The sequence below is a fragment of the Neobacillus phoenicis genome, from assembly GCF_047302305.1.
In the GTDB taxonomy this organism is placed as follows: Bacteria; Bacillota; Bacilli; order Bacillales; family Cytobacillaceae; genus Neobacillus.
This window is the reverse complement of the sequence record NZ_CP154847.1, coordinates 117,794-143,917: the sequence shown is the minus strand read 5'-3', so window position 1 is coordinate 143,917 and position 26,124 is coordinate 117,794. Positions and strand designations below refer to the sequence as shown.

General features: G+C 41.1%; 23 protein-coding genes. 17 read left to right on the top strand and 6 right to left on the bottom strand.

Going from position 1 to position 26,124, the window contains the following annotated elements; genetic code table 11:
* Positions 1–48 precede the first annotated feature (48 nt).
* The 3 genes from ligA to pruA all read left to right on the top strand — a co-directional run bounded on the left by ligA (position 49) and on the right by pruA (position 4,890).
* The gene (gene ligA / locus AA0X95_RS00635; RefSeq protein ID WP_413304281.1) at positions 49–2,055 is read left to right on the top strand and encodes an NAD-dependent DNA ligase LigA; all 2,007 of its coding nucleotides are present in this window, start codon (positions 49–51) and stop codon (positions 2,053–2,055) included.
* A 14-nt stretch (positions 2,056–2,069) separates the two neighbouring features.
* Positions 2,070–3,230, top strand: a complete 1,161-nt coding sequence (locus AA0X95_RS00630) for a CamS family sex pheromone protein (RefSeq protein ID WP_413304279.1) — start codon at positions 2,070–2,072, stop codon at positions 3,228–3,230.
* A 112-nt stretch (positions 3,231–3,342) separates the two neighbouring features.
* Positions 3,343–4,890 carry an L-glutamate gamma-semialdehyde dehydrogenase gene (gene pruA / locus AA0X95_RS00625; RefSeq protein ID WP_413304277.1) on the top strand — a complete coding sequence of 516 codons (1,548 nt, stop codon included), beginning with the start codon at positions 3,343–3,345 and terminating at the stop codon, positions 4,888–4,890.
* Positions 4,891–4,937: 47 nt separating this feature from the next.
* Here pruA and AA0X95_RS00620 read toward each other — a convergent pair whose 3' ends face one another.
* Entirely contained in the window at positions 4,938–5,750 is an 813-nt protein-coding gene (locus tag AA0X95_RS00620; protein ID WP_413304275.1) for a hypothetical protein, read from the bottom strand.
* A 460-nt stretch (positions 5,751–6,210) separates the two neighbouring features.
* Here AA0X95_RS00620 and AA0X95_RS00615 point away from each other — a divergent pair, with 460 nt between their 5' ends.
* A complete protein-coding gene (locus AA0X95_RS00615; protein ID WP_413304272.1) occupies positions 6,211–6,438 on the top strand; it encodes a hypothetical protein in 228 nt (75 codons plus the stop codon).
* A gap of 22 nt (positions 6,439–6,460) precedes the next feature.
* Positions 6,461–7,444 (top strand): hypothetical protein, encoded by a 984-nt coding sequence (locus tag AA0X95_RS00610; protein WP_413304269.1) that lies wholly within the window; start codon positions 6,461–6,463, stop codon positions 7,442–7,444.
* 25 nt (positions 7,445–7,469) lie between these two features.
* Here the strand turns inward: AA0X95_RS00610 and AA0X95_RS00605 are convergent, their stop codons facing one another.
* The gene (locus AA0X95_RS00605) at positions 7,470–8,348 is read right to left on the bottom strand and encodes an alpha/beta fold hydrolase (protein ID WP_413304266.1); all 879 of its coding nucleotides are present in this window, start codon (positions 8,346–8,348) and stop codon (positions 7,470–7,472) included.
* Positions 8,349–8,557: 209 nt separating this feature from the next.
* On the opposite strand from AA0X95_RS00605, the gene nirB reads away from it, so the two are divergent.
* The 6 genes from nirB to aceA all read left to right on the top strand — a co-directional run bounded on the left by nirB (position 8,558) and on the right by aceA (position 16,590).
* Positions 8,558–10,990 carry a nitrite reductase large subunit NirB gene (gene nirB / locus AA0X95_RS00600; RefSeq protein ID WP_413304264.1) on the top strand — a complete coding sequence of 811 codons (2,433 nt, stop codon included), beginning with the start codon at positions 8,558–8,560 and terminating at the stop codon, positions 10,988–10,990.
* The gene (gene nirD / locus AA0X95_RS00595; RefSeq protein WP_413304261.1) at positions 10,987–11,307 is read left to right on the top strand and encodes a nitrite reductase small subunit NirD; all 321 of its coding nucleotides are present in this window, start codon (positions 10,987–10,989) and stop codon (positions 11,305–11,307) included. The genes nirB and nirD overlap by 4 nt, the downstream gene beginning before the upstream one ends.
* 80 nt (positions 11,308–11,387) lie before the next feature.
* The gene (gene cobA / locus AA0X95_RS00590) at positions 11,388–12,842 is read left to right on the top strand and encodes a uroporphyrinogen-III C-methyltransferase (RefSeq protein WP_413304259.1); all 1,455 of its coding nucleotides are present in this window, start codon (positions 11,388–11,390) and stop codon (positions 12,840–12,842) included.
* A 4-nt stretch (positions 12,843–12,846) separates the two neighbouring features.
* Positions 12,847–13,452, top strand: coding sequence for an NAD(P)-binding protein (locus AA0X95_RS00585; protein ID WP_413304256.1), 606 nt, complete (start codon positions 12,847–12,849; stop codon positions 13,450–13,452).
* A 208-nt stretch (positions 13,453–13,660) separates the two neighbouring features.
* Positions 13,661–15,253, top strand: a complete 1,593-nt coding sequence (gene aceB / locus AA0X95_RS00580) for a malate synthase A (RefSeq protein ID WP_413304253.1) — start codon at positions 13,661–13,663, stop codon at positions 15,251–15,253.
* A 53-nt stretch (positions 15,254–15,306) separates the two neighbouring features.
* A complete protein-coding gene (gene aceA, locus AA0X95_RS00575) occupies positions 15,307–16,590 on the top strand; it encodes an isocitrate lyase (protein WP_413304250.1) in 1,284 nt (427 codons plus the stop codon).
* Between the two features lie 427 nt (positions 16,591–17,017).
* Here the strand turns inward: aceA and AA0X95_RS00570 are convergent, their stop codons facing one another.
* Together AA0X95_RS00570 and AA0X95_RS00565 are read right to left on the bottom strand one after the other, a co-directional pair.
* Entirely contained in the window at positions 17,018–18,223 is a 1,206-nt protein-coding gene (locus AA0X95_RS00570) for an IS256 family transposase (protein WP_413299614.1), read from the bottom strand.
* A 497-nt stretch (positions 18,224–18,720) separates the two neighbouring features.
* Entirely contained in the window at positions 18,721–19,632 is a 912-nt protein-coding gene (locus AA0X95_RS00565) for a nuclease-related domain-containing protein (RefSeq protein ID WP_413304247.1), read from the bottom strand.
* A 164-nt stretch (positions 19,633–19,796) separates the two neighbouring features.
* Here AA0X95_RS00565 and AA0X95_RS00560 point away from each other — a divergent pair, with 164 nt between their 5' ends.
* Together AA0X95_RS00560 and fosM are read left to right on the top strand one after the other, a co-directional pair.
* The gene (locus AA0X95_RS00560) at positions 19,797–20,228 is read left to right on the top strand and encodes a YueI family protein (protein WP_413304245.1); all 432 of its coding nucleotides are present in this window, start codon (positions 19,797–19,799) and stop codon (positions 20,226–20,228) included.
* Between the two features lie 85 nt (positions 20,229–20,313).
* Positions 20,314–20,751 carry a FosM family fosfomycin resistance protein gene (gene fosM, locus AA0X95_RS00555; RefSeq protein ID WP_413309778.1) on the top strand — a complete coding sequence of 146 codons (438 nt, stop codon included), beginning with the start codon at positions 20,314–20,316 and terminating at the stop codon, positions 20,749–20,751.
* Here the strand turns inward: fosM and AA0X95_RS00550 are convergent.
* The gene (locus tag AA0X95_RS00550) at positions 20,748–21,215 is read right to left on the bottom strand and encodes an OsmC family protein (RefSeq protein ID WP_413304242.1); all 468 of its coding nucleotides are present in this window, start codon (positions 21,213–21,215) and stop codon (positions 20,748–20,750) included. The two genes, fosM and AA0X95_RS00550, sit on opposite strands and share 4 nt — an antisense overlap.
* A gap of 98 nt (positions 21,216–21,313) precedes the next feature.
* On the opposite strand from AA0X95_RS00550, the gene AA0X95_RS00545 reads away from it, so the two are divergent.
* Positions 21,314–21,787, top strand: a complete 474-nt coding sequence (locus AA0X95_RS00545) for a VanZ family protein (protein ID WP_413304240.1) — start codon at positions 21,314–21,316, stop codon at positions 21,785–21,787.
* Between the two features lie 17 nt (positions 21,788–21,804).
* Here AA0X95_RS00545 and AA0X95_RS00540 read toward each other — a convergent pair whose 3' ends face one another.
* Positions 21,805–22,482, bottom strand: coding sequence for a lysozyme family protein (locus AA0X95_RS00540; protein WP_413304237.1), 678 nt, complete (start codon positions 22,480–22,482; stop codon positions 21,805–21,807).
* Positions 22,483–22,701: 219 nt separating this feature from the next.
* Here AA0X95_RS00540 and gatC point away from each other — a divergent pair, with 219 nt between their 5' ends.
* Genes gatC through gatB form a run of 3 tightly spaced genes read left to right on the top strand, consistent with a single transcriptional unit; the run spans position 22,702 to position 25,904 of the window.
* The gene (gene gatC, locus AA0X95_RS00535) at positions 22,702–22,995 is read left to right on the top strand and encodes an Asp-tRNA(Asn)/Glu-tRNA(Gln) amidotransferase subunit GatC (protein WP_413304235.1); all 294 of its coding nucleotides are present in this window, start codon (positions 22,702–22,704) and stop codon (positions 22,993–22,995) included.
* A gap of 12 nt (positions 22,996–23,007) precedes the next feature.
* Positions 23,008–24,465 (top strand): Asp-tRNA(Asn)/Glu-tRNA(Gln) amidotransferase subunit GatA, encoded by a 1,458-nt coding sequence (gatA, locus tag AA0X95_RS00530; RefSeq protein ID WP_413304232.1) that lies wholly within the window; start codon positions 23,008–23,010, stop codon positions 24,463–24,465.
* A gap of 11 nt (positions 24,466–24,476) precedes the next feature.
* A complete protein-coding gene (gene gatB, locus AA0X95_RS00525) occupies positions 24,477–25,904 on the top strand; it encodes an Asp-tRNA(Asn)/Glu-tRNA(Gln) amidotransferase subunit GatB (protein WP_413304229.1) in 1,428 nt (475 codons plus the stop codon).
* The last annotated feature ends 220 nt before the right edge of the window (positions 25,905–26,124 follow it).

The following is a 26,124-nucleotide window of genomic DNA, read 5'->3' as shown; positions in this document are numbered from 1 at the left end:
TAATCCAAATGGATATGAGTGAAATACCTTTATGAAAGGGCTGGATATATGGACCTTCTAATGGCTGAACAAAAAATCACGGAATTAAGAAGCTTATTAAACCAATATGGCTATGAATACTATGTGCTAGATCAACCATCTGTGCCAGATGCTGAATATGACAGGCTAATGCGGGAGCTTTTAGAACTAGAGGAAAAATTCCCAGAGTTAAAAACACCAGACTCTCCTTCGGTGCGTATAGGTGGTGTGGTTCTTGATGTGTTTGAGAAGGTAGAGCACCGTACACCGATGCTAAGCTTAGGTAATGCCTTTAATGAGCAAGACTTAAAGGATTTTGACCGCAGGATCCGTCAGGCCGTAGGAGATGATTTTTCCTACGTCTGTGAATTGAAAATTGACGGCCTTGCTGTTTCGTTGCGCTATGAAGACGGATTGTTCATTCAAGGGGCAACCCGTGGGGATGGAACCATTGGTGAGGATATCACTGCTAACCTTAAGACGATTCAATCCATCCCACTTCGTCTACGGGAAAATGTTTCACTCGAAGTGCGCGGGGAAGCTTATATGCCGAAGCGGTCGTTTGAAGCTTTGAATGAGAAGAGGGCGGAGCGCGGCGAAGAGTTATTCGCTAATCCGAGAAATGCTGCTGCAGGCTCCTTAAGACAGCTGGATCCCAAAATTGCTGCTTCAAGGAAGCTGGATGTATTTTTATACGGAATTGGCAATGTAGGTGAAAGCGGGGTTGTTTCCCATAATGAAGGCCTTGATTTTTTAGACCATCTTGGCTTTAAAACAAATAAAGAACGAAGAAAATGTGCCACCATTGATGAAGTAATAGAGTATGTAAACAGCTGGGTAGAAAAACGGCCGCATCTTCCTTATGAAATCGATGGAATTGTCATAAAAGTAGATTCTCTCGAGCAGCAGGCGGAGCTTGGAACAACAGCAAAAAGTCCGCGCTGGGCGATTGCTTACAAGTTTCCTGCTGAGGAAGTAGTCACCACTCTGCTAGATATTGAGTTAAGTATCGGTAGAACAGGGGTAGTGACACCAACGGCGATCCTTGCACCTGTTAAAGTAGCGGGCACAACGGTACAGCGTGCATCACTCCATAATGAAGATTTGATTCGTGAAAAGGATATTAAAATCGGCGATCAAGTGGTAGTGAAAAAAGCTGGGGACATCATTCCCGAAGTGGTCAACGTGTTAGCTGACCAACGGACAGGGAATGAAGTGGACTTCCATATGCCGACACATTGTCCGGAGTGTGAAAGTGAATTAGTTCGTCTTGAAGGTGAAGTAGCTTTACGCTGTATTAACCCAAAATGTCCAGCGCAAATTCGCGAAGGGTTAATCCACTTTGTTTCTCGTGATGCGATGAATATTGATGGTCTTGGGGAAAAAGTGATTAGTCAGCTGTTTGCGGAAAAATTAATCAGCGATGTGGCTGATATTTATAAACTTACCAGGGAACAGCTTTTAGCCCTTGAACGAATGGGAGAAAAATCTGTTTCCAACCTGTTGAAAGCAATCGAAACTTCTAAAGGCAATTCTCTTGAAAAACTTTTATTTGGTCTGGGTATTCGTCATGTTGGTGCGAAAGCAGCCAAAACGCTAGCCCAGGTTTTTGGTTCCATGAACAAATTAGCAGATGCTTCAAAAGAGGAGTTAATGTCCATTAACGAAATTGGTGATAAAATGGCTGACTCGATTGTTGCCTATTTTGAACAAGAAGAAGCAAGAGAGTTAATGGAGGAATTAGCTTCTGTTGGAGTCAACCTAGAGTACAAAGGGGCAAAACCAGTCTCTGCTGAAGAATCCGATAGTATTTTTGCTGGAAAAACCGTCGTTCTTACAGGAAAGCTTGAACAGCTATCACGCAATGAAGCCAAGGAGAAAATTGAAGCTCTTGGTGGAAATGTTGCAGGCAGTGTAAGCAAAAAGACACATCTCGTGATAGCAGGTGAAGATGCAGGCTCCAAACTAACCAAGGCACAAGAACTAGGAATTGAAGTATGGGATGAGGAGAAGCTTTTAGAAGAATTAAATAAGTAAGAGGTGTTTCGACAATGAGAAAACTCTCAATAGTCGCTCTCTCCCTTGTTTTTTTGCTGAGTGCTTGTGCACCCAATTTTCAGAAGCAAAATGATGTGGTCCAAACAAAGGAGAAAGACAAAGGGAAGGCGATTATACCAAAGTATAATATTTCTAATAAATATTATCGGACGATCCTGCCATTTGTCCCTGGGGAAGCGCGCGGATTGGTAGTTAATAATATAAATACAAGATACGACTTAAACGAATTTGAAATGGGCTTGATGAGAATCGCTCAGAACAGCTTTGATACAGAGAAGTATTACTTTCGTGAAGGTCAGGAAATTAAAGGGAAGATCGTCAGAGGATGGTTAAACCGCCAGTATACAGATGCACAACTAAAAGAAAACAAAATGAAGCAGGCAGAAAATATTGGCTTAAATCCCATCAATACGGCTGCTCCAGGTGCTGAGCCATCATCCCCTATCTATTTGGCTCATATTTTAGAACATGATTACTTAACAAAGGATGATAAGGGGAATGTAACACTTGCCGGTGTTACGATTGGTCTTGCGTTAAACTCCATCTACTACTACAAATTAACAGAAGGTGGAGATACCTTTGAGAAGAAGATTCCTTTTGCTGAAATGGAAAAGGAAGGAAAGAAGTTGGCCGAGGAAGTGGTGAAGCGGACTCGAAATATTAAGAGTCTAAAAGATGTTCCTATTACCATCGCTCTATTTGAACAAAATAGTAAATCTGCGGTGGTCCCAGGTACGTTTTTCACCTATACAACGGTTGATAAAGGAAGCACAAATTTAAATGATTGGGAAAAGGTAAATGAAAAATATTATCTATTTCCTTCAAACGATGCCCAAGAGGATCATCGGGATGATTCCATCGCCTTCCTTAACTTCAAGCAGGATGTAGAAAATTATTTTCCAAACTTTAATGGGGTCATTGGAAGAGCCTATTATAATGGTGATCAGCTACAGGATCTAGATATTACGATTCCTATTCAGTTTTACGGTAAAACAGAAGGGATTGGCTTTACCCAATATGTAACAGGCTTGGTTATGGAGCATTTTCCGAAGTATCTATCGGTCTCTGTTAGCGTAACTTCAGTTGATGGTCCAGAAGCTCTCATAGTCAAAAAGGCAGATGACACAGAACCGTTCGTTTATATTTACCAATAAGAGGCTTTTAATAGCCTCTTTTTTCTAGTTGTCAAATCGTTGAGCCTTGAAATGAAACATGTTAGAATGAACAGTGGATGTAAACGTTTTAATACATAGGAGGGTTTAAGAAATGGTACAACCTTATAAGCACGAACCATTTACAGATTTTACGATTGATGAAAACCGCCAAGCATATCTTCAAGGGCTTAAGACCGTTGAAGGTTATTTAGGCCAAGACTATGCTCTTGTAATCGGTGGTGAAAGAATCACAACGGAAGATAAAATCGTTTCCTATAATCCTGCAAATAAAGAAGAAGTGATCGGCCGCGTTTCTAAAGCTAGCCAAGAGCTTGCTGAACAAGCAATGCAGGCAGCAGTAGAAGCTTTTAAAACTTGGAAAAAAGTAAAGCCAGAAGTACGTGCAGACGTTTTATTTAAAGCAGCGACCATTATTCGCCGCCGCAAGCATGAGTTTTCTGCGCTTTTAACAAAAGAAGCAGGTAAACCGTGGAGAGAAGCAGATGCTGATACAGCAGAAGCAATCGATTTCCTTGAATATTATGGACGCCAAATGCTGGCACTTAAAAATGGTGTACCAGTTAACAGTCGCCCAAATGAATTTAACCGTTATGACTATATTCCACTAGGGGTGGGAATTATCATTTCCCCATGGAATTTCCCGTTAGCAATTATGGCAGGTACAACTGTTGCTGCAATTGTTTCCGGTAATACTGTACTATTAAAACCTGCATCAACCACTCCAGTGGTTGCAGCAAAGTTTGTAGAAGTAATGGAGGAAGCAGGTCTTCCTAAAGGCGTCTTGAACTTTGTACCAGGCAGCGGCTCTGAAGTGGGCGACTATTTAGTAGATCATAAAGATACTCGTTTCATCAGTTTCACAGGTTCACGTGATGTCGGTCTTCGTATTTTCGACCGTTCTTCAAAGGTGAATCCAGGTCAAGTATGGATGAAGCGTTTGATTGCAGAAATGGGCGGAAAAGATACGATTGTGGTTGATTCAGAAGCAGATCTTGAGCTTGCTGCACAATCAATTGTTGCAGGTGCGTTCGGATTCTCTGGTCAAAAATGTTCTGCATGTTCACGTGCTGTCATCGTTGAAGATGTATACGATCAAGTATTGAACCGTGTAGTTGAATTAACAAAAGAATTAACTGTTGGTGACCCTACAGAGCAAGGCACTTTTATGGGGCCTGTGAACGATAATAATGCATTCAAGAAAATCATGGAATATATTGAGATTGGAAAGAGCGAAGGTAAGTTGATGGCTGGCGGTGAAGGCGATAACTCTAAAGGTTACTTTATTCAACCGACTATCTTTGCAGACCTTACACCAACTTCCCGCATTATGCAGGAAGAAATCTTTGGACCAGTTGTTGGTTTCACAAAGGCGAAAGATTTCACTGAAGCAATTGAAATTGCTAACAACACTGAGTATGGCCTAACAGGAGCTGTTATCACTAAAAACCGTGCTCACTTAGAGCAGGCTCGTGAAGATTTCCACGTAGGTAACCTGTACTTCAACCGTTCTTGTACAGGAGCGATTGTTGGCTACCAACCATTCGGTGGATTCAACATGTCCGGAACTGACTCAAAAGCAGGCGGACCTGACTACTTATTACTTCACATGCAAGCAAAAACAACATCTGAAATGTACTAATTTATAACAAATTAAACCCCCTTCTCCATTATGAGAAGGGGGTTTTGCTATTTCGGTACGTTTATTACAAACGGAACGGTGAATACTTTTCCATTGTGCTTAAATTGCCCCCAAATTTTATAGATGCCGCTTTCAGGAAAGATGGTCATGAATGTAACTTCTGGACCGTTACCTTCCAAGGTCATCGGATGGATATGCAAGTACTTTTCCGCATCCGCACTCATGGCGACAGTATGACCCAGTGCACCTAAGTAGGGCTGCAAATCTTTTATTGGTTTATTTGTTTTTGCGTCTTTAATCGAAAATGTCAGGTGTACCGTCTTTCCTGCGATAAGCTGGTCAAAGGAAAGCGCCACTTTTTTTTCATTCACTGTATGGGTCAATTTCTTATCAGCCATAAGAGGAACCGTCTTTCCTTCCTCTCCCTCAACACGAAGCCAATGCTCTTCAACACTGCTGTCGCCCCCACCCTTAGGTGTAAACTCGGAAATAAACTTATACTCACCACTGCTTGGAAAGGAAGCGGTGAATTCAAAAAGACCGTTCTCTTTATAGGTAGGGTGGATGTGAGCAAAATATGCTAAATCTTTACTAACTATAAATAAATGCATTTTTTTCTCATGAACGATTTCAAATGTTGTAATGGGTTGATTAGAAGAATCCTTAATTAATAGCGAGATGGGAATTTGTTCTTTGGCTTGTGGATGATCAACCCCCACCAGCCATTCAGATGTTGTGGGCACTACATCTGTTGGTACAGCACTCATTTTATGCCCCATCGTTGATTTTGGGACTTTAAGCGGATTACAGGCAGATAGAAATAAGGATAATAGAAGAAAAGCACTAATATAATATTTCAAAGGAACTCCCTCTTTCTAGCCATTCTTCATTTACTGTACATTACCTATTTAATCCATTGCAAGAATTTTTTGTATAAAGACTCCTCGTTAGCACTAGCATCAAAAGTCGTTTTCAAATATCAGGTAGACCCTTTCTAAGTCTTAAGACCGAGTTGGAAATCAAGCTCAAGTGCAATTATGGAAACAAAGCAAAGAAGGTATGATGAAATCAAGATAAGAAAGGCGTAAAAACAAAAGAAAAAGTTTTACAACTATAGCTGGAGGGATTGCAGCTGCTAATGTCTTGCTTTCAATCATTGTCCCAATAGTGGGGTACTTTTAAGGTTGGTTCTCATTTTCTATAAATTTCCTGTTTGGCCCATTGTAAGAATTTTATGTAAATTAGCTAGTCAAAAAGGTCTAATTAAATGATAAGATAGAAAGGACCATGTTAAAAATCCACTATGGAGGTATTGAGCATTTGGTACCGTTATATTTATTTCATGTAACTACTGTAGAGCACAGCGAAAGCACACTTTGGACTTTTATTATCTGCAACATCATCGTTGTTGTATCTGGCATTGTATTTATGTACAGATTATTTACTCAGAAAAATGTCCGGGTCGCAGGATTAGCATTTGGTGTGGCTTTGCTAATTAATTATATCCTTATTGCCATCTTCGGGGATATATTTGATTTGCTTGGATAGGGTGAGAAAGGAGATGATGTAGTTGAAATATTACCGTTTATGGGTGATTGCCTTTTTACTAAAATTTATTGGCTCTGCATGGGATGCTTCTTATCATTTTAAGTATTTATTCGAGGAATATTCCATTCCCCATATTGTTAACACAATTGGCTTTGCCTTAGGGGCGTTATTGTTAATCAAAGAGTGGCGACGCTCACACTACATGGACCACTTTTCAAGGAACCTAATTACGATTGGCTATGTGTTATTCCTAATTGGAATCCCATTAGATTTTACGTATCATATCGCATATGGGATTGACTTAACAACATGGAGTCCCACGCATTTTGTTTATTATATTGCAACAGATATTATGATATTTGGTGTTTGGCGCGGATATTTTATGCATACTCGGGAAATTGCACCAACCTGGAAATCGATGCACACATGGTTTGCGATGTTTCTCCTCGAATGCTTCATGTTTCCGAACATGCAGCAGGAAAATGGAGCGATTTCCTATGACCAGTACATTCAAGGAAAATCCATTGCTTCACAGGAAATATTAGATTTGATCTCCGACCCCGCCTCACAAATATTTGGGGGCATACCGGAATGGGTGTACCCCATCTATTCTGTGTTAATGGTTGCATTGCTAACTGTTTTAATCATTCGATTTTGTCGGGATTTTACAATACCTTTTATGGCAGCAGCTCTGTATATAGGATTGCGATTCTTAGGTAAAGGTATTTTTGCAGCGGTTGAGTACCCGACATCCTATGTTCCAATCACGCTATTATTTATTCCTCTTGTATTTTTATTGTTTAAAAATAGCAGTTGGTGGTCGGGCCTTATTGGTAGTGTTGTCTATTTCCTTGCCCTATTTGCCATTCATAGGTTAGGAATTCTGATTACACCACCATTAGAACTTTGGGAGCTTGCTCCCGTTGCCGTCATTGGTACCCTAGTTCCGATCGTCAATGCAATGATAAAGACCTCTTCCATTTCCGAAATAAAAAAGGGTGCCTGACACCCTTTTTTATTTTGGACAGATATTAATAATGAGAATGCAGGAAGTCTTCAATTTCTGTGTTGATTTTTGCTAAGTGTTCCTCAGAGGGGAAATGTCCCATATCGTATGCGTGGTAGTTTATTAGATTTGAGAGGATGCCCTTCGCCTGTTTTTGAATCTTGTCGTCTGGAAAAAACACATCTTTCTTGCCAGCAATGACCATGGTGGGAGAGTAATAGTTGGCTAGTTCACTTTTTTCTGTGAGCTTAGGCATCTCAGATTCTAGTTTCACATGTTTAAAGATACTGGCTATTATGTCTTTATCTATTTTTTTCATGTTATTATCCGACATCGAATCAGCTATTTTGTTCATCTGCTTTCGGGATCCGTTCGTTTTAAAAATTAGTAACGGAACAAGGATTTTTTTAATCATCTCTACCTTTGAACCGAGCTGGATCCCTGCTGGTGCTATTAAAATCGAACAAGCTATTTTTTCCGGCATAAAAGTCGCTATCCTAAGAATGATTCCAGCTCCGTAGGAAGGACCTATAAAGGCTGATTTTTCGATATGGAAATGGGCCATTAATTCTGCAGTCCAACGGGCAAAGCTATCATCGCTTGCAGAGATCCTATTTTCTTCACTAAAGCCAGGGTGACCAATGGTATCCGGCGCATAAATTCGGTAGTTATTAAAAAGAGGATGGAACCATGATAATGTCATGGGATTGATACAATTTCCTCCCTGAAAAATAAACAAAGGCTTTCCTTCTCTTGGCCCACTCACTAACACATGGGTTTTTCCAAATGTCGTATCTACATATACTCGATCGAAAGTAGTCTTAAATTCTCTTAGATAATTTTCATAGAATCTATGTATATCCGCTTTCCCTACCTCACTTTTATAAATCGTGTGTTTCCTCATTTAACACCTCAATATGTAATATTATTCCAACGTTTATATTTATTATCTAGTGAAAAGAAGTTTATGACAATAATGTGAAACCATTCACACATATTGTTTTAAAAGTGACGAACGTCACAAGTTTTTAGGAGTGAGGGATTTACAATTTAACTATAAAGAAAACCTTACTAACTAACATTAAGAATTCAATATACAGGGAGCGACACACGATGAAAAAATTAGTGATGATCGGAAATGGAATGGCTGGTGTAAGAACGATTGAAGAAATACTCAAAGTAGTAACAGAGCCATTTGAGATAACTATTTTTGGACAAGAACCATACCCAAACTACAACAGGATTAAGCTATCCAATATCCTTCAGGGAGATAGCAACTTTGAAGATATTATTATCAATCCGCTAGATTGGTATAAAGAAAATCAAATTCAATTATTTACAGGTGATGCTGTAACAAAAATTAATGTGGAAGGAAAACGAGTCATTTCTGAACAAGGAAGAATAGTTGAATACGACGAGTTAATTATTGCAACGGGATCGAATTCTTTCATTTTAACGATTCCAGGTGCAGACAAAATCGGCGTCACCGGATTTCGTGATATTAAAGATTGTGAAATGATGATCAAATCGGCGAAACAGTACAAAAAGGCAGTGGTCATTGGAGGTGGGCTGCTCGGACTGGAAGCTGCAAGAGGATTACTTAACTTAGGTATGCAGGTGGATGTGGTGCATCTTATGCCGCACTTAATGGAACGCCAGTTGGATCCGATTGCCTCCTCCCTACTGAAAACGGAGCTGGAGTCACAGGGCATGAACTTCTTAATGGAAAAAGAAACCGTCGAAATCCTAGGGGATGAACATGTCAGAGGCCTGCGTTTTAAAGATGGCTCTGAAGTGGAGGCAGACCTTGTTGTTATGGCGATAGGGATTAAATCGAATACACAGGTAGCAAGGGACAGCGGTATTTACGTGAACCGCGGAATTGTCGTGAATGATTTCATGGAAACCAGCGTGCCACATGTGTACGCAGTTGGTGAGTGTGCCGAGCATAGAGAAATTGTTTATGGGTTGGTTGCACCACTTTATGAACAAGGAAAAGTGCTGGCAAGCCGGATTTGCGGTAATGTTGGTGAACCCTATCAAGGATCTGTTACAGGCACACAATTAAAGGTTGCTGGTGTGGATCTTTTCTCTGCAGGAGAAATTTTCGAGGATGGTTCCACAAAATCCATTATGGTGTACAACGAATATGACGGTGTGTATAAAAAGATATTAACAAGAAACAACGTCATTGTTGGTGTGGTATTATATGGAGATACGAAGGACAGCACAAAGCTGTTCAGAATGTTAACGAAAAAAGAAGATATCAGCGGAATGACAAGTATTTCGGTGTTGCAATCGGAATGCACTGGTGAAGGAGGAAGCGATGATGTGGCTTCCATGCCAAATGATGAATTGGTTTGCGGCTGTAACGGTGTTACAAAAGGTGCGATTGTGGAAGCAATCAAAAATCAAGGGTTAACCACACTGGATCAAGTGAGTCATTGTACAAATGCAGGCCGTTCTTGTGGACGTTGTAAACCAATGGTCAGCAACATTCTTGCCTATACACTCGGTGACCAGTTCGATGCGGCGGCTGCCCAAAAGACAAGTATTTGTGGCTGTACAACCATTAGCCGTGAGGAATTGGTGGAAGAGATAAAGGCTAAAGGCTTAACAAGCGTGAAAGAAGTTATGAACGTGCTGGAATGGAATAATGAGGAAGGCTGTACAAAATGCCGCCCGGCCATTAACTATTACCTAGGCATGATTTATATGGATGAATATAAAGATGACCGTGATTCCAGATTGGTGAATGAGAAAATGCATGCTAACATTCAAAAGGATGGAACCTACTCTGTTGTTCCACGAATGTATGGTGGGGTCACAACAGCTGCAGATTTGAAAAAAATTGCGGAAGTAGCTGAAAAATACAATGTACCATTAGTAAAATTAACGGGTGGGCAGCGAATTGGATTGTTCGGTGTGAAAAAAGAAGACCTGCCACAGATGTGGGAAGAGCTTGATATGCCGTCAGGGTATGCGTACGGAAAAACATTGCGAACCGTTAAGACCTGTGTTGGCGCTCAGTTCTGCCGGTATGGTACCCAAGACTCCATGGCTCTCGGCATCCAGTTGGAGAAGAAATTCGAACGTCTAGATACACCTCATAAAGTGAAAATGGGTGTGTCAGCCTGCCCAAGAAACTGTTCTGAAGCAGGAATCAAGGACATTGGTTTCGTAGGAATTGACGGAGGTTGGGAGATTTATGTGGCTGGAAACGGCGGCGTAGACCTTCGCCCTGGTGACCTACTGTGTACGGTGAAAACGCAGGAAGAGGTTATGGAAATGACCGGTGCCTACCTGCAATACTACCGTGAAACAGCCAACTACCTCGAGCGGACGTCTAAATGGGTAGAACGAATAGGCTTAGAACATGTGAAGGAAGTATTGGCTGATGAGGCGACACGTACAGCCTTAAACGAACGAATGGATCAGACATTGAAAAAGTATATTGAGCCTTGGAACGAAGCGATTCAAAGTGAAGAAATCCAAGATAAATATTATGCAAAACGTATGATCACAGTTGGGAGTGAATCCAAATGATTGAAACACTAACTCGCATTCCAGTCGTACACTACTCCAATTTGAAGGGGAGAATAGGGTATTCTATAAAAATCGATAATCAAGAAATTGCACTTTTTAAAGTCTCGAACGGCGGGGTCTATGCACTTGAAAACCGCAGTCCCCATCCGAAGGGCGGAGTCCTTTCCGAAGGGCTCGTCAGCGGGGAATATGTATATTGTCCGGTTTACGATTGGAAAATTTCATTAGTAGATGGAAAGGTTCAGGCACCAGACAAAGGCCAAGTAAAAACCTTTAAAGTAGAAATAAAAGAAGATATTGTGTTTATCGTAATATAAAAAAGGGGGGACAGTCCCCCGCTGCTTTAAAGCAGCAGGGGACTGTCCCCAGCAAAGCAAAGCGGAAGGATGGCTGCAGGATGAAGAAGGGGAAAGTGTTTTTAGTTGGAGCAGGGCCGGGAGATGTTGGCTTAATAACGGTTAAAGGGTTGGAAGCAATCAAGCAAGCCGAAGTTATTTTATATGACCGGCTTGCTAATCCTAAACTATTAGAGTTTGCACCGGCAGATTGCGAGCTCATTTATTGTGGAAAATTACCTGAGCGCCATATTTTGCGCCAAGAGAACATCAGTGATCTTTTAGTGGAAAAGGGGCTTGAAGGTAAAATTGTAGTCCGCTTAAAAGGCGGCGACCCTGGTGTGTTTGGCAGAGTCGGAGAAGAAGCAACAGCCCTGGCCCAATATCAAATACCCTTTGAAATCGTCCCTGGCATTTCATCAGGGATTGCAGCCCCCCTGTATGCTGGAATTCCAGTAACACACCGTGAACATGCAGAGTCCTTTGCTGTTGTCACGGCCCACGATAAGTCTCCAAACGGCAAGCCTAAGCTTGACTGGGAAGGTCTTGCCCGTGGTGTAGATACGATCGCTTTTTACATGGGAGTTGGAAATTTACCTTTTATCTGTGAGAACCTCATGACCCATGGAAAGCCTGCAACGACGCCAGTTATATTGATCCAATGGGGAACATTCGGCCGTCAAAAGACTCTGCAAGGAACACTAGCGGATATCTCGGAAAAGGTTTTGGAAGCCAAATTCAGTAATCCAGCAATTATTTTAGTGGGGGAAGTCATTTCTCTTCGTGAAAAAATAAGCTGGTTCGAGAAAAAGCCTTTATTCGGACGCCAAATCCTGCTTGCAAGAACGAGTGCCAGCCCTAGTGAATTAGCAAAGGAATTAATAACGCAGGGAGCAGATGTCATTGAGTTTCCGAAATGGAAAAAGACCCCCCTGCCGCTAGACCTAACAAATATTACTGCATATAAAAAAATCATATTTGCTTCACCTGAAAGTGTAGAGGAATTTTTTAAAGCTGTGGTAGATCAGGAAATCGACATTCGGAACATTCGAGCAGACTTTTTCGGTGCTTCCATCAAATCGATGAAGGCATTAAAGGATCGTGGATTTTTGGCTAAACTCACAGAAAAGATAGTCGATTCGGAAGATCTGCTTATTGTCGGTGATGAGAGCATCTTGAAGAAAGGCTATGTGAAGGCAAAATTGATGGTTACAGGCCAAAAAGAACTAGACGTACAATTCCTGCCTATTTTTAAACGAATGCTTGAAGAGGCGGATGTAAATACAGTGGTGTTCCCAAGCAGTTCATCTGTTGAACCCTTTGTCAATGCTTTAAGTGAATGCGGGTTCGATACTGTATCTCTTTTAAAAAAATTGCAGGTTGTCAGCATGGGCGTACAAACTCAGGCAGCCGTCATAAAAGCAGGACTTCCACCAACTGGGATGCCGGAACAAGCGACAAAGGAAGGCCTGGTTGCTTATCTGACATTGCTGTTGATAAAGGGGTGTGAAGCGTAAAGAGATGAGTACTAATTATCCAATTATGCTGCGCTTAAAAGGAAAAAAGGTAGTAGTTGTTGGCGGAGGAAAAGTAGCGGAGCGCAAAGTGAAGGGACTTCTCGGCACGGGTGCACTTGTTTCCGTTGTGAGTCCTGAATTAACTGATGAGCTTTTAAGGCTTGCAAGGGATGGTTACATCGTCTGGCTGGAAAAAACTTTTTCGAAGAGTGATATTCAGGATGCGTTTCTGGTCATTGCTGCTACAAATGATGAGGGTGTAAATCAGCTTGTGAGAAGTGAAGCTAAAGATCAGCAACTCGTCATGGTTGCAGATGATCCTGAAGGTTCCGATTTTCATATTCCAGCTCAGGTACAAAGAGGCCGGTTGACTATAACCGTATCAACGGATGGAGCAAGCCCCATCCTTGCAGGGAAGATTCGGGAACAGCTCGAACAGCAATTTGATGAGCAATACAGTGATTATCTCGAATTTCTTTTTTCAAAAAGGCAATGGATCTTAAAAGAGGTGAAAGATTCCTCGCTTAAAAAGAAACTGTTAACAGCCATTGTAAGTGAGGAATTTTTAAAAAGTGAGAATAGGGAAGAAGATTTCCAGCATTTATTCTAGATTCGTAGGTGAAAATACTTAAGAGCATAGAGTTAACAACAAGTCTGAATGTCATTCAGGCTTTTTTTGTGTTTAAAAAATAGAATGTAAGGGACAATTTACCTATTTTTATAAAATTTTCAGAAAAGTAGTTCCTTTTTTGAAAAGTGTGTTATATAATACAAAACGAGGATAGATACTGTATTATAACAAAGAGGTGATCGAGTTCGTGTCGACGCAAACGACTGGTATTGAAGTGGTCGGGGCTCTAAAAGCCCAGTTTGATGAGATTTTAACACCTGAAGTTTTGAATTTTATTGAAGCGTTAGAGAGAAAGTTTGGCGGGAGAAGAGTAGAACTGTTACAGTACAGGGCAACGCGCCAAGAGGAAATTGACAATGGAAAATTGCCAGGATTCCTACCTGAAACAAAACATATTCGCAACGGAGACTGGACAATCGCTCCACTGCCAAAGGACCTTCATGATCGCAGAGTGGAAATCACAGGACCGACGGACAGGAAAATGGTGATCAATGCATTAAACTCTGGTGCAAAACTATTTATGGCAGATTTCGAGGATGCCACTTCACCCACTTGGGAAAATGCCGTCGAAGGACAAATCAACCTCAGAGATGCAGTAAAACGGACGATTTCATTTGAAAATCCGAATGGGAAGAGATACGAACTGAATAAGGAAACAGCCGTCCTAATGGTAAGGCCTCGAGGACTTCACTTAGAGGAGAAGCACGTGTTATTAGATGGCAAGCCTATCTCAGGAAGCTTTTTCGACTTTGGCTTGTACTTTTACCACAATGTGAAGGAATTACTTGCAAGAGGTTCTGGCCCCTATTATTACTTGCCGAAGATCGAAAGTCATTTAGAAGCAAGGCTTTGGAACGATGTATTTGTGTTCGCTCAAGAAAACCTGTGTGTGGATCAAGGAACCATCAAAGCCACTGTGTTAATTGAAACGATTATGGCTGCCTTTGAGATGGATGAAATTCTTTATGAATTAAAAGAACACTCAGCCGGCTTAAACTGCGGTAGGTGGGATTATATTTTCAGTTTTATTAAAAAGCTCCGCCATCAGAAGAATGTTATTCTTCCTGATCGTTCACAAGTGACTATGACCGTACCATTTATGCGTTCATACTCCTTACTTACCATTCAAACTTGTCATCGTCGGAAAGCTCCGGCAATGGGAGGAATGGCAGCGCAAATACCGGTTAAAAATAACCCGCAGGCTAACGAAGAGGCTTTTGCCAAGGTAAGAGCAGATAAGGAACGCGAAGCACGTGATGGACACGATGGTACATGGGTTGCCCACCCAGGACTTGTTCCGGTGGCAATGGAAGTATTTAACCGCGAGATGCCGACACCGAACCAAATCCATACAATGAAGCAGCAAAAAATCACCATCCATGCTCAGGATTTATTAGAAGTACCTGGCGGAACCATTACAGAAGAAGGGGTACGCACAAATATTAATGTTGGTATTCAATATGTGGCCTCCTGGTTATCAGGAAGAGGTGCAGCTCCTATTTACAACTTAATGGAGGATGCGGCTACAGCAGAGATTTCACGGGCACAGCTTTGGCAATGGATTCGCCATCTGAAAGGCATATTGAAGGATGGCAGAAAAGTAACCTTTGAAATGTATGAAGCATTTAAGGTCGAGGAATTAGAAAAAATTAAACAGGAAATCGGCACTGCGGCTTTCGATAACGGCCAATTTGATGAAGCCATAACATTGTTTGATAGATTAATTTACAATGATGACTTTGCAGAATTTTTAACACTCCCTGGATATGAATTGTTATAGATTGTTTTGTTTATTTTTATCAAAAAAAAATAGATTACTAGGAGGAAATGAAAATGACAGATCAAAGAGTAGCTGAGTTACAAGAAAGCTGGGAAATGGATAGCCGTTGGAAAGGGATCGCGAGACCGTACACTGCTGAGGATGTTATCAAGCTGCGCGGTTCGATTGATATTGAACATACTTTGGCTCGTAAAGGGTCTGAGAAGCTATGGAAGCTTTTACATGAAGAGGATTATGTGAATGCACTAGGTGCCTTAACTGGAAATCAGGCAGTGCAACAAGTAAAAGCAGGGCTAAAAGCCATCTACTTAAGCGGCTGGCAGGTAGCAGCCGATGCAAATCTTTCTGGTCATATGTATCCGGACCAAAGCTTATATCCAGCGAACAGTGTTCCGAGTGTGGTTAAGCGAATTAACCAGGCGTTACAGCGCGCCGATCAAATCACTCATTCTGAAGGAGACAACTCGATTGATTGGTTTGCTCCAATTGTGGCCGATGCTGAAGCAGGATTCGGCGGACAGTTAAACTGTTTTGAGTTAATGAAAGGTATGATTGAGGCGGGCGCGTCTGGCGTACACTTTGAAGATCAGCTTTCCTCCGAGAAAAAATGCGGTCATTTAGGTGGTAAAGTATTGCTGCCAACTCAAACAGCGGTTCGCAACTTAATTGCGGCTCGTTTGGCGGCCGATGTTATGGGTGTTCCAACTGTTTTGGTTGCTCGTACGGATGCGAATGCAGCGGATTTAATTACAAGTGATATTGATATGAACGATGCACCGTTTATTACGGGAGACCGTACACCAGAAGGCTTTTTCCGAGTGAAGGCTGGAATTGATCAAGCGATTGCTCGCGGTTTAGCTTACGCTCCATATGCTGACTTGATCTGGTGCGAGACTTCTGAGCCTAACATTGAGGAAGCAAGACAGTTTGCGGAAGCGATTCATGAGCAATTCCCTGGCAAACTTCTCGCGTACAACTGTTCACCATCGTTTAACTGGAAAAAGAAATTGGATCAAGAGACGATTGCTAAGTTCCAAGTGGAGCTTGGAAAAATGGGCTACAAGTTCCAGTTCGTAACGCTTGCAGGTTTCCACGCATTGAACCACAGCATGTTCGAGCTTGCGCGCGGCTACAAGGAACGCGGCATGGCAGCTTACTCCGAATTGCAGCAAGCTGAGTTCGATAGCGAGCAATACGGCTACACTGCAACTCGTCATCAACGTGAGGTTGGTACGGGATACTTTGATCAGGTATCTATGGTAATCTCAGGTGGAACGTCTTCGACTACTGCATTGAAGGGGTCCACTGAGGAAGAGCAGTTTACTGGGAAGAAATAATTTTGTGAACGTGGCCATGTGGCTTGTGGCATGGCTTGGGCGTGACCCTTCTCTCCGTTTTTGGGGGGAGGGGTTTTTGTTGTTTTTTCATGAATATTTAGGGAATGAAAGACGAATTGTAATAGAGTCAGATGAGTAATGTCTTTCATCGGATGGATGAAGGACAAAATGAAGTAGATTCAGATGAAAACTGTCTTTCATGAGGGGAATGTAAATTATTTTGTGTAAATGGTTAAATCCTATATGATTTGACTATATTGAAACTAAAGTGTTCTTACCTACTAGGGGGATAGGGCAATGCTGGGGAGCAACCCGAGCACCTAGTAGGGTTCTGTACAAAAGGAGAGAGGATTTTTCCTCTCTTTTTCCTTTTGGGAGAACGAAAGCGATAAACCCTTAGGGCAGAGCCCTAACTTAACTACGTCAATTATTTCCCAAGCCGGCCCTCAAACATGATATCAAACTGCTGTCTACATTCTAACCATCCAGGAATAGGATTAGACCATTTATCTGTAACTCCAACAGTCGCAAGGTAAACAATTTTCCTTAATGCATTATCCGTTGGATAAGCAGTTTTTGTTTTTGTGACTTTCCTTAGTTGTCTATGGAATGCTTCAATAGTGTTGGTTGTGTAAATTAACTTTCTAATCTCTACTGGGTAAGAAAAGAAAGTCGTGAGTTCTAGCCAGTTGGTCTCCCATGATTTAATAACAGAAGGATATTTCTTTCCCCACTTTTCTTTAAACTCATCAAATTCCAATTCTGCTTGTTCAATTGTATATGCTTTATATACCTTTTTTAAATCGTCCATAAGTTCCTTACGGAATTTGTGAGGAACACACTTTACATTATTTCGTAATTGATGAATGATACAAGACTGAATATCTGTTTTCGGAAACGTGGCATTAATTGCCTCTGAAAATCCAGAAAGCCCGTCTTTACAGGCAATTAGGATATCTTGTACACCACGACTCTTCAAATCTTGGCAAACGTTCAACCAAAAACTAGCACTCTCATCTTCGCCGATCCAAATACCAAGAATGTCCTTAATACCATCTGTATTTACGCCTAAAACTGTATAAGCTGCCTTACTAACAATCCTATTTTCATGCTTAACTTTAAAGTGTATTGCATCCAAAAACACAATAGGATACACAGGGTCTAGTAGACGGGACTGCCATTCATAGACAAGAGGCAACACTTTGTCTGTAACCTTACTTACTAAACTAGAAGAGACGTTAATACCATAAATATCCTTCATGTGGTCCTCAATATCCCGTGTGGACATACCTTTAGAATAAAGGGCAATTATTTGATCCTCTAATCCATTAATAGAGGTCTCATATTTCTTTATAATCTGCGGTTCATATTCACCTTTACGATCTCTAGGGATATTTAACTTGGTTTCACCTAACTTAGATTTAATGGTCTTTTTACTATAGCCATTCCGGCTATTTCCCGTATTGATACCTTTAGAATCATGTTTGGAGTACCCAAGGTGCTCCTCAATCTCAGCCTCGAAAACCTGTTGGAGAGTCTCCTTGAAAAGGTCCCTAATCATGGCATGAATATCGTCCACTGTTTCACATTGACCTGCCAATTCTCTAATTGTCATATCCCTATAATTTTGCATAAATGATCATCTCCTTAATTGGTAAGTATAACCATTTACACAAAACTATAGACGTTCTCTTCATGAGGGGTATGAAGGACAAAATGAGATAGATTCAGATGAAAACTGTCCTTCATCGGGGTGATGAAGGACAAAATGAGGTAGATTAAGATGAAAAATGTCCTTCATCGGGGTGATGAAGGACAAAATGAGGTAGATTAAGATGAAAAATGTCCTTCATGAGGTGGATGAAGGACAAAATGAGGTAGATTGGAATGAAAACTGTCCTTCATCGGGGGGATGAAGGACAAAATGAGGTAGATTAAGATGAAAAATGTCCTTCATGAGGTGGATGAAGGACAAAATGAGATAGATTAAGATAAAAACTGTCCTTCATGGGGTGGATGAAAGACAAAATGTAATAAAATAAGATGGAAAATGTCCTTCACATCTAGGGAATAAGGACAAAATGCAATAAATTAACATAGAAAATGTCTTTCATTCAAAAAAAACCAAGATCACTCATAAAAAGCCCATTGATGAACTCCCGTCACACTAAAATGTCGACTTAGAACCCTGCTGATTCTCTTTTTCGATCCAGCACCCTCACACCACTCATAAACTAAATTGGTAGTAATTCTCATATCCGGAAACAGCAGCCGCAATTCCCCGACACCTCGCAAAATTACCGATTCCACCAACACTTCGCACCCGCAATCATTACACACTAACTTCTTTCCACAAACGGAGAGAGAAGAAGACTGGCACATATGGCATGTTGGTCCTTTTTTAAGCTCCTCATACTTGTATGGACGAATTCGTGTATAGGGAGATTCTATCTGGTGCAACGCCACAAGCTTGTCTGCAAGTTCTTTATCCTGTTTAGTTAATTGGCACGGGAGTTCATTTAGTTTTTTCATAAAACGTGGCAATTGGGATAAATAGATAATGGGTTCATCCTTTGGTGATTGATAAAGGGTAAACGAGGGGTTGATAAAAACAACATATCCCTCAACGTTATAATGATATCCTAGGGTTTGAAGTAATTGCCGGAATAAGGATTTGATTCGCTTTAGCTGGTCTAGAGGATTTTTAATTTCTTTTCCCTTTCCGGGAAAAGTGTAGAAATTTCCATTTTCGTAAATATAGTCACCTTCAAAATTTTTTACTTCAAAAAGGTAAATGGTCTTTGGAAACATCAAGGTGGAATCAATCTGAAGATTAGAATTGTTACTTTCAAGGAGCAAATCATTTAGTATCAAGGGCTTACTATGCAGCTTCTCCGTGTATAAATCAAATTGAACTTCACCGGCAAAGCCTTTTTCAAGATATAAATATTTCTTCTGCTCATCATCCGTTAGACGCATTCGAGCGTTTAAAATCCTCCAAATCTTTATCACATCTGATTCAATTCTTGCTTTATAAGGCATACTCCACATCCTTTCCTATTCTCTAAGCCAATCATATATAAACTACCGGTCGAAAAGAATGAACATTTTGTTACATTTACAGAAAACACCCATATTTTTGGTAAGTAACGTTTTATAGGGTATTATCATACATAGTAATAGCCTTTTAAATGGAGTTGATTTATTTGAAAAAGCCTTCGGTTGAAGAAGTGTTGCAGCAGGGGATTTATGGAGCGATGGAGACTAAACCGGATGAACGGCGCAAATACTTAGGGACTTTACGAGAAAGGATCATTGTCGCCATGAAAAAGAGTCAAGTGGCAGAGACAGAGGTTTATCCTCAGGTCGAGCAATTGATGAAGGAAAATCCCCAGGCGCATTTATTTTTAAATGGAAATATGAGCTATGAGGATCTTTCCAAGTACGTAAAAATGGCGAACAAGCAAAAAATTGAGCACACAATCGTGACCAATAAAGAGCACGACTCTGAGATTGGATTAGTGTTAGCAATGGACCATGCCATCGATAAGGAAGAAATTTATATTACAAAGAAAATAGCAGTACAAGAAGAGGTGAAAAAAAGTAAGGGTATTTTCGCCAAACTCTTTAATAGGTAACAAAAGCAAAAGGCTCGTAGTCACTTCACGGTACTAGGAGCTCTTTTGTTGTATAATCATGGAAAAATGGGAAGAAGGCGATTGTATGTCAATTAAAGGGATCAACCATTTGCTATTTTCAGTGTCAGATTTAGACAAATCAATTGAGTTTTACCAGAACGTTTTTGAAGCCAAGCTGCTAGTAAAGGGGAGGAGTACTGCCTACTTTGATTTGGATGGCATGTGGCTTGCTCTTAATCTTGAAAAAGATATCCCTCGCAACGAAATTCATGAGTCCTACACCCATATCGCCTTTTCAATCGAAGAAGAGGACTATTCAAAAATGTACGAGAGGCTACAAAAATTAAACGTAACAATTCTTCCAAGTCGCCCAAGAGACGAAAAAGATAAAAAGTCCATTTATTTTACCGACCCCGATGGTCACAAATTTGAATTCCACACAGGCACCCTGCAAGATCGCCTGGATTATTATAAAAAAGAAAAACCACATATGGAGTTTGGGGACAGTCCCCCGGCGCTTTAGCGCAACGGGGGACTGTCCCCACCTCTCGTTACCGAAGCATGTAGCTCAATTTCGACATTTCCTTTAATAGCCCGGCTGATCATGCAGGAGGTTTCTGCTTTTCTGGCAAGCTTATGAGCCAAGTCGATGTCTTTATCAGTAGCATCCTGTTTCAGCACTATAAGCGGTTGGTGAATAATCTTTTTGTAGGTGATTAAACCTTTTGTTACATCCACAATCCCCACAGAATCCATTGTGAGGTTTTCTTTTTGTAATTTACTGCGTTCCATCATGGCAGCAAGGGTAATAATATAGCAGGTGGCTGCAGCACCGAGAAGCATTTCGTCGGGATTGGTCCCTACTCCAGGCCCATCCATCTCTGGTGGAATGGACACTTTTGTTTTTAAATTACCGGCTTCAATCTCTCCAACATCATTGCGTAAGCCAGGCCAACTTGCGTGTAAGTGGAAGCTGTGTTCAGCCATTCGAAATTCCCCCTGTTTTATTAAAATAAACGGTACACTCTCTTAAAGAAGTATGGTACCGTTAAGTGGCGTTGTAAATTTTTTGGGAGTACTTAATAATGAAAATTATCATAAAACTAGGATTAACCATCATTCTTTGCCTATATTTAGCCGTCTTAACGAAGTTAATATTATTTAAATATATCCCTTTAACAGAAATCATTCATCATTTCAATTTTACCTACAATGAATATCATTGGCGCTCAAATAATTTTGTCCCATTTAAAACGATTATCTTTTATCTCTACATAGCTGATGTTAATTTAATCATACGTATCGAAAATTTAGCAGGAAATGTAGTTGGCTTTATCCCTTTGGGTTTTATCTTACCATTGCTGTTGAAAAAGTTTCAAAGGCTTAGTGCTGTGATGGCCGCTAGCTTTTGTTTGAGCCTGTCGTATGAGATTCTCCAATTATTATTTGAGTTTGGCAGCTTTGATGTGGACGACCTAATATTAAATACACTAGGAGGAATGCTTGGTTACATACCTTCCAAACTGTTTATATACTTCTTGAGGAAGAGAAAAAAATAAACCAACCGCTGAATCGATTAAAATGATCCACTGGTTGGTTTTTCGCTTCCTTTACCCGCACCTGTGACTGGTACAGTGTCAGCTAATAATTGGATATTTTGGGTAACCTTCTTGCTATAGGTGAAATCGCCATAGCAGTAAGGGTAGCGGAAATTATTCTTATTCCCGCTGCAAGTATAAAGATTGGGTTTCTTTTTTACTTGCAACAGAGAGAATTGCTTCGCAAGTTCTTCGCTATGTTTTCCACCGTGCTGTGCGACATAATCTATATACCCGACGCCCATATTGTAGGCTTGTATAATAGTAGAAAAGTCTACTTTTTTCTGATTGCCATAGGTGAACACGCGGTGGAAATGCTTCACCCCGACTTCAATGCTTTGCTTCGGATCAGTAATTGTGTTTCTAGCAAGACCGGCAGATTCAGAAGCCTGCATCGGATCCCCGCCCTTTCCGTGGCTTTCCTGCTGCATAAGTGCTACAAGAACAGGAGTCTGGCTTTCAAGCTGGTACTTCGCTAATTCCTGCTGGATTAAGGGGCTATATTTTTTCACATTAGCAAAAGGGTCATTTTTATCCATGGGTGGAGTAGAAATTGGTTTTTGAAAATAATTTTGAAACATCGCTAAGGCGCAAAACACTAAAAATAGCACGAAAAAGGTTTTTATTTTCTTCCGATTCCGTCTTCGCTTCTTCATTTCGTAACTCTCCCCGTTCAATCTTCTGAGAATATTATAAAGGAAGGAAGTGTGGCCTGTCAGGTGTCGCAAGTAGGAAAAAGAAAGATTATTTGTGATACCAATCTAAAACTCTACTCTTTTGTTAATAATGATAAAGGAATCATTGCGGTAAAGCGGAAAAGTTTGGTATCATCAATATTAAAATAATATCGACAATTTGGATTGGAGGGTATGAATATGTCCCGGATTTCAAATGAGCAAGTGAAACATGTGGCAAATCTGGCGCGCTTAGCGATCACAGAGGAAGAGGCGGAAAAGTTTTCAAAGCAACTTGATGCGATTATTACCTTTGCTGAACAGCTGAATGAGTTAGATACAACAAATGTGGAGCCAACCTACCATGTGCTTGATATGAAAAATGTCTTGCGTGAGGATGTTCCACAACCAGGACTACCGCGTGATGAGGTACTAAAAAATGCGCCGGAACACCAAGATGGACAGATAAAGGTACCATCGATTTTGGGAGAGTAAGGAGGGTAAATAGTGAGTTTATTTGATTATAAAGTTTCTGATCTTCATGAGCTTTTACATAAGAAAGAACTAAAGGTCTCGGACCTTGTGGATGAATCGTTTAAACGAATCGGCCAAGTGGAGGATAAGGTACAAGCCTTTTTAACATTGGATGAAGAACGGGCAAGAGAAACGGCCAAAGGGCTGGATGAACAATTAAAATCCGGAGCCCAAACGGGTCTTCTTTTTGGCATGCCGATTGGCTTAAAAGATAACATGGTGACAAAAGGGCTCCGTACCACTTGCGCGAGTAAAATCTTAGAAAACTTCAATCCAATCTATGATGCTACCGTAGTTCAAAAGCTGCAGCAGGCTCGAACTGTGACCATTGGTAAATTAAATATGGACGAGTTTGCCATGGGTTCATCGAATGAAAACTCTTTTTACCAAAAAACAAGAAATCCGTGGAACCTTGATACGGTCCCTGGAGGATCTTCAGGTGGTTCCGCTGCATCTGTCGCTTCAGGAGAAGTACTCTTTTCTCTTGGATCTGACACGGGTGGATCCATCCGTCAGCCAGCTTCCTTTTGTGGAGTAGTTGGAATGAAGCCAACCTATGGTCGTGTTTCCCGATTCGGACTTGTGGCATTTGCCTCCTCACTGGATCAAATTGGACCCATTACAAGAACGGTAGAAGACAATGCCTACCTCTTGCAAACAATTTCCGGTTTAGATCCAATGGACTCAACCTCAGCGAACGCAAATGTGCCTAATTTTGCTGGTGCTTTAACCGGTGATGTGAAGGACCTCAAAATTGCGGTTCCAAAAGAATACCTTGGTGAGGGTGTTAGCGAGTCAGTTCGCCAATCGGTACTAGATGCATTAAAAGTGCTTGAAGGTCTTGGAGCAGTTTGGGAAGAAGTTTCCCTACCACACTCTAAGTATGCACTTGCTACCTATTACTTGCTTTCATCTTCAGAAGCATCAGCAAACCTTGCTCGCTTTGATGGTGTTCGCTATGGCTATCGGGCAAAGGATGCTGAAAGCTTAATTGAATTATATAAAAAGACTCGTGCAGAAGGCTTCGGTGATGAAGTCAAACGCCGCATCATGCTCGGAACGTTTGCATTAAGCTCAGGTTATTACGATGCCTATTACAAAAAGGCCCAACAGGTGCGAACACTTATTAAGAAGGATTTTGAAGATGTGTTTGCGAACTATGATGTCATTGTTGGTCCAACAACACCTACCCCTGCGTTTAAAATTGGGGAGAAAATTGATGATCCGCTTACGATGTATGTGAATGACATCCTAACGATTCCGGTAAACCTTGCAGGTGTTCCTGGAATCTCTGTTCCATGTGGCTTTGAGGCAGGTCTACCACTTGGGTTACAAATCATCGGTAAGCATTTTGATGAAACAACCATCTATCGTGTGGCGCACGCATTTGAACAGGCCACAAACTATCATAAACAAAAGCCAGAATTGTAGGAGGTGAAACGATGGAATTCGAAACAGTCATTGGACTAGAAGTCCACGTAGAATTAAAAACGGAATCAAAGATTTTTTCAGCGAGTCCAAATCATTTTGGTGCGGAGCCGAACACTAATACAAGTGTCATCGACCTTGGCTACCCGGGAGTACTGCCGGTTTTAAATAAAAAGGCTGTTGAATTCGGAATGAAGGCAGCTATGGCCTTGAATTGTGAGGTCGCTACACACACAAAATTTGACAGAAAAAACTACTTTTATCCAGACAATCCGAAAGCCTACCAAATCTCTCAATTTGATAAACCAATTGGCGAGCATGGCTGGATTGAAATCGAGGTAAATGGCTATACGAAAAAGATTGGTATAACGAGAATTCACTTGGAAGAGGATGCAGGAAAACTCAACCATGAAAAAGGATATTCACTTTGCGATTATAACCGTCAGGGAACGCCTCTTGTAGAAATCGTTTCTGAGCCAGATATCCGCACTCCTGATGAAGCGTATGCTTATCTGGAAAAACTAAAATCGATTATTCAATACACAGGTGTCTCCGACTGTAAAATGGAAGAAGGATCACTCCGCTGTGATGCAAACATCTCCATCCGACCAGTTGGACAAGAGGAATTCGGAACAAAGACGGAATTGAAGAACCTGAACTCCTTCAACTTTGTCCGTAAAGGTCTTGAATATGAAGAAAAGCGCCAGAGAGAAGTAGTCTCCTCAGGTGGAAAAATTGATCAGGAAACACGCCGTTTTGATGAAGCAACTGGGTCAACCATTCTTATGCGTGTAAAAGAAGGATCCGATGATTATCGTTACTTCCCAGAGCCAGATTTACTGGATTTATATATTGACGAGGACTGGAAGGCACGGATCCGTGCAGAAATACCTGAGCTGCCAGACCAACGTCAAAAACGATATATTGAAGAGTTAGGTCTGCCTGTTTATGATGCCAAGGTATTAACTGTGACTAAGGAAATGGCTGATTTCTTTGAGGCAACAGTAGCAGGTGGGGCGGATGCCAAGCTTGCATCGAACTGGGTAATGGGTGATGTTTCTGCCTATCTGAATGCAGAAGGAAAAGAACTTGATCAAGTCGCGTTAACTCCAGAAGGCTTAGCAAGTATGATCAAGCTGATAGAAAATGGTACGATTTCTTCCAAAATCGCAAAGACTGTTTTTAAGGAGTTAATTGAAAACGGCGGCGATGCAGAGCAAATCGTAAAGGACAAAGGGCTTGTGCAAATTTCTGATGAAGGTACGCTTCTGAAGATTATTGCAGAAGTACTTGATGCCAACCCGAAATCAGTAGAGGATTTCAAGGATGGAAAAAGTAAAGCAGTAGGCTTCCTTGTAGGACAGCTGATGAAAGCGACAAAGGGACAGGCCAACCCACAACTAGTCAATCAATTGTTGCAGCAGGAATTGCAAAAGCGATAAAACGAAGGCTGGCAGAACTACTCTGCCAGCTTTTTTACATATTAAGAAAATATAAAATTAGACTTCGAGAATTGTCCAGCTCCAGCGCCTAGCCCCTCGGGTCAAATAACCTTCGGCAATAAAAGTCAAAAGGCGGACTTTTCTTGCCGAAGAACATTTGCCTGTCGGGGCTGACCAAGGCGCTTACGCTTTTCTTATTGTCGATACGAATTTCGACAAT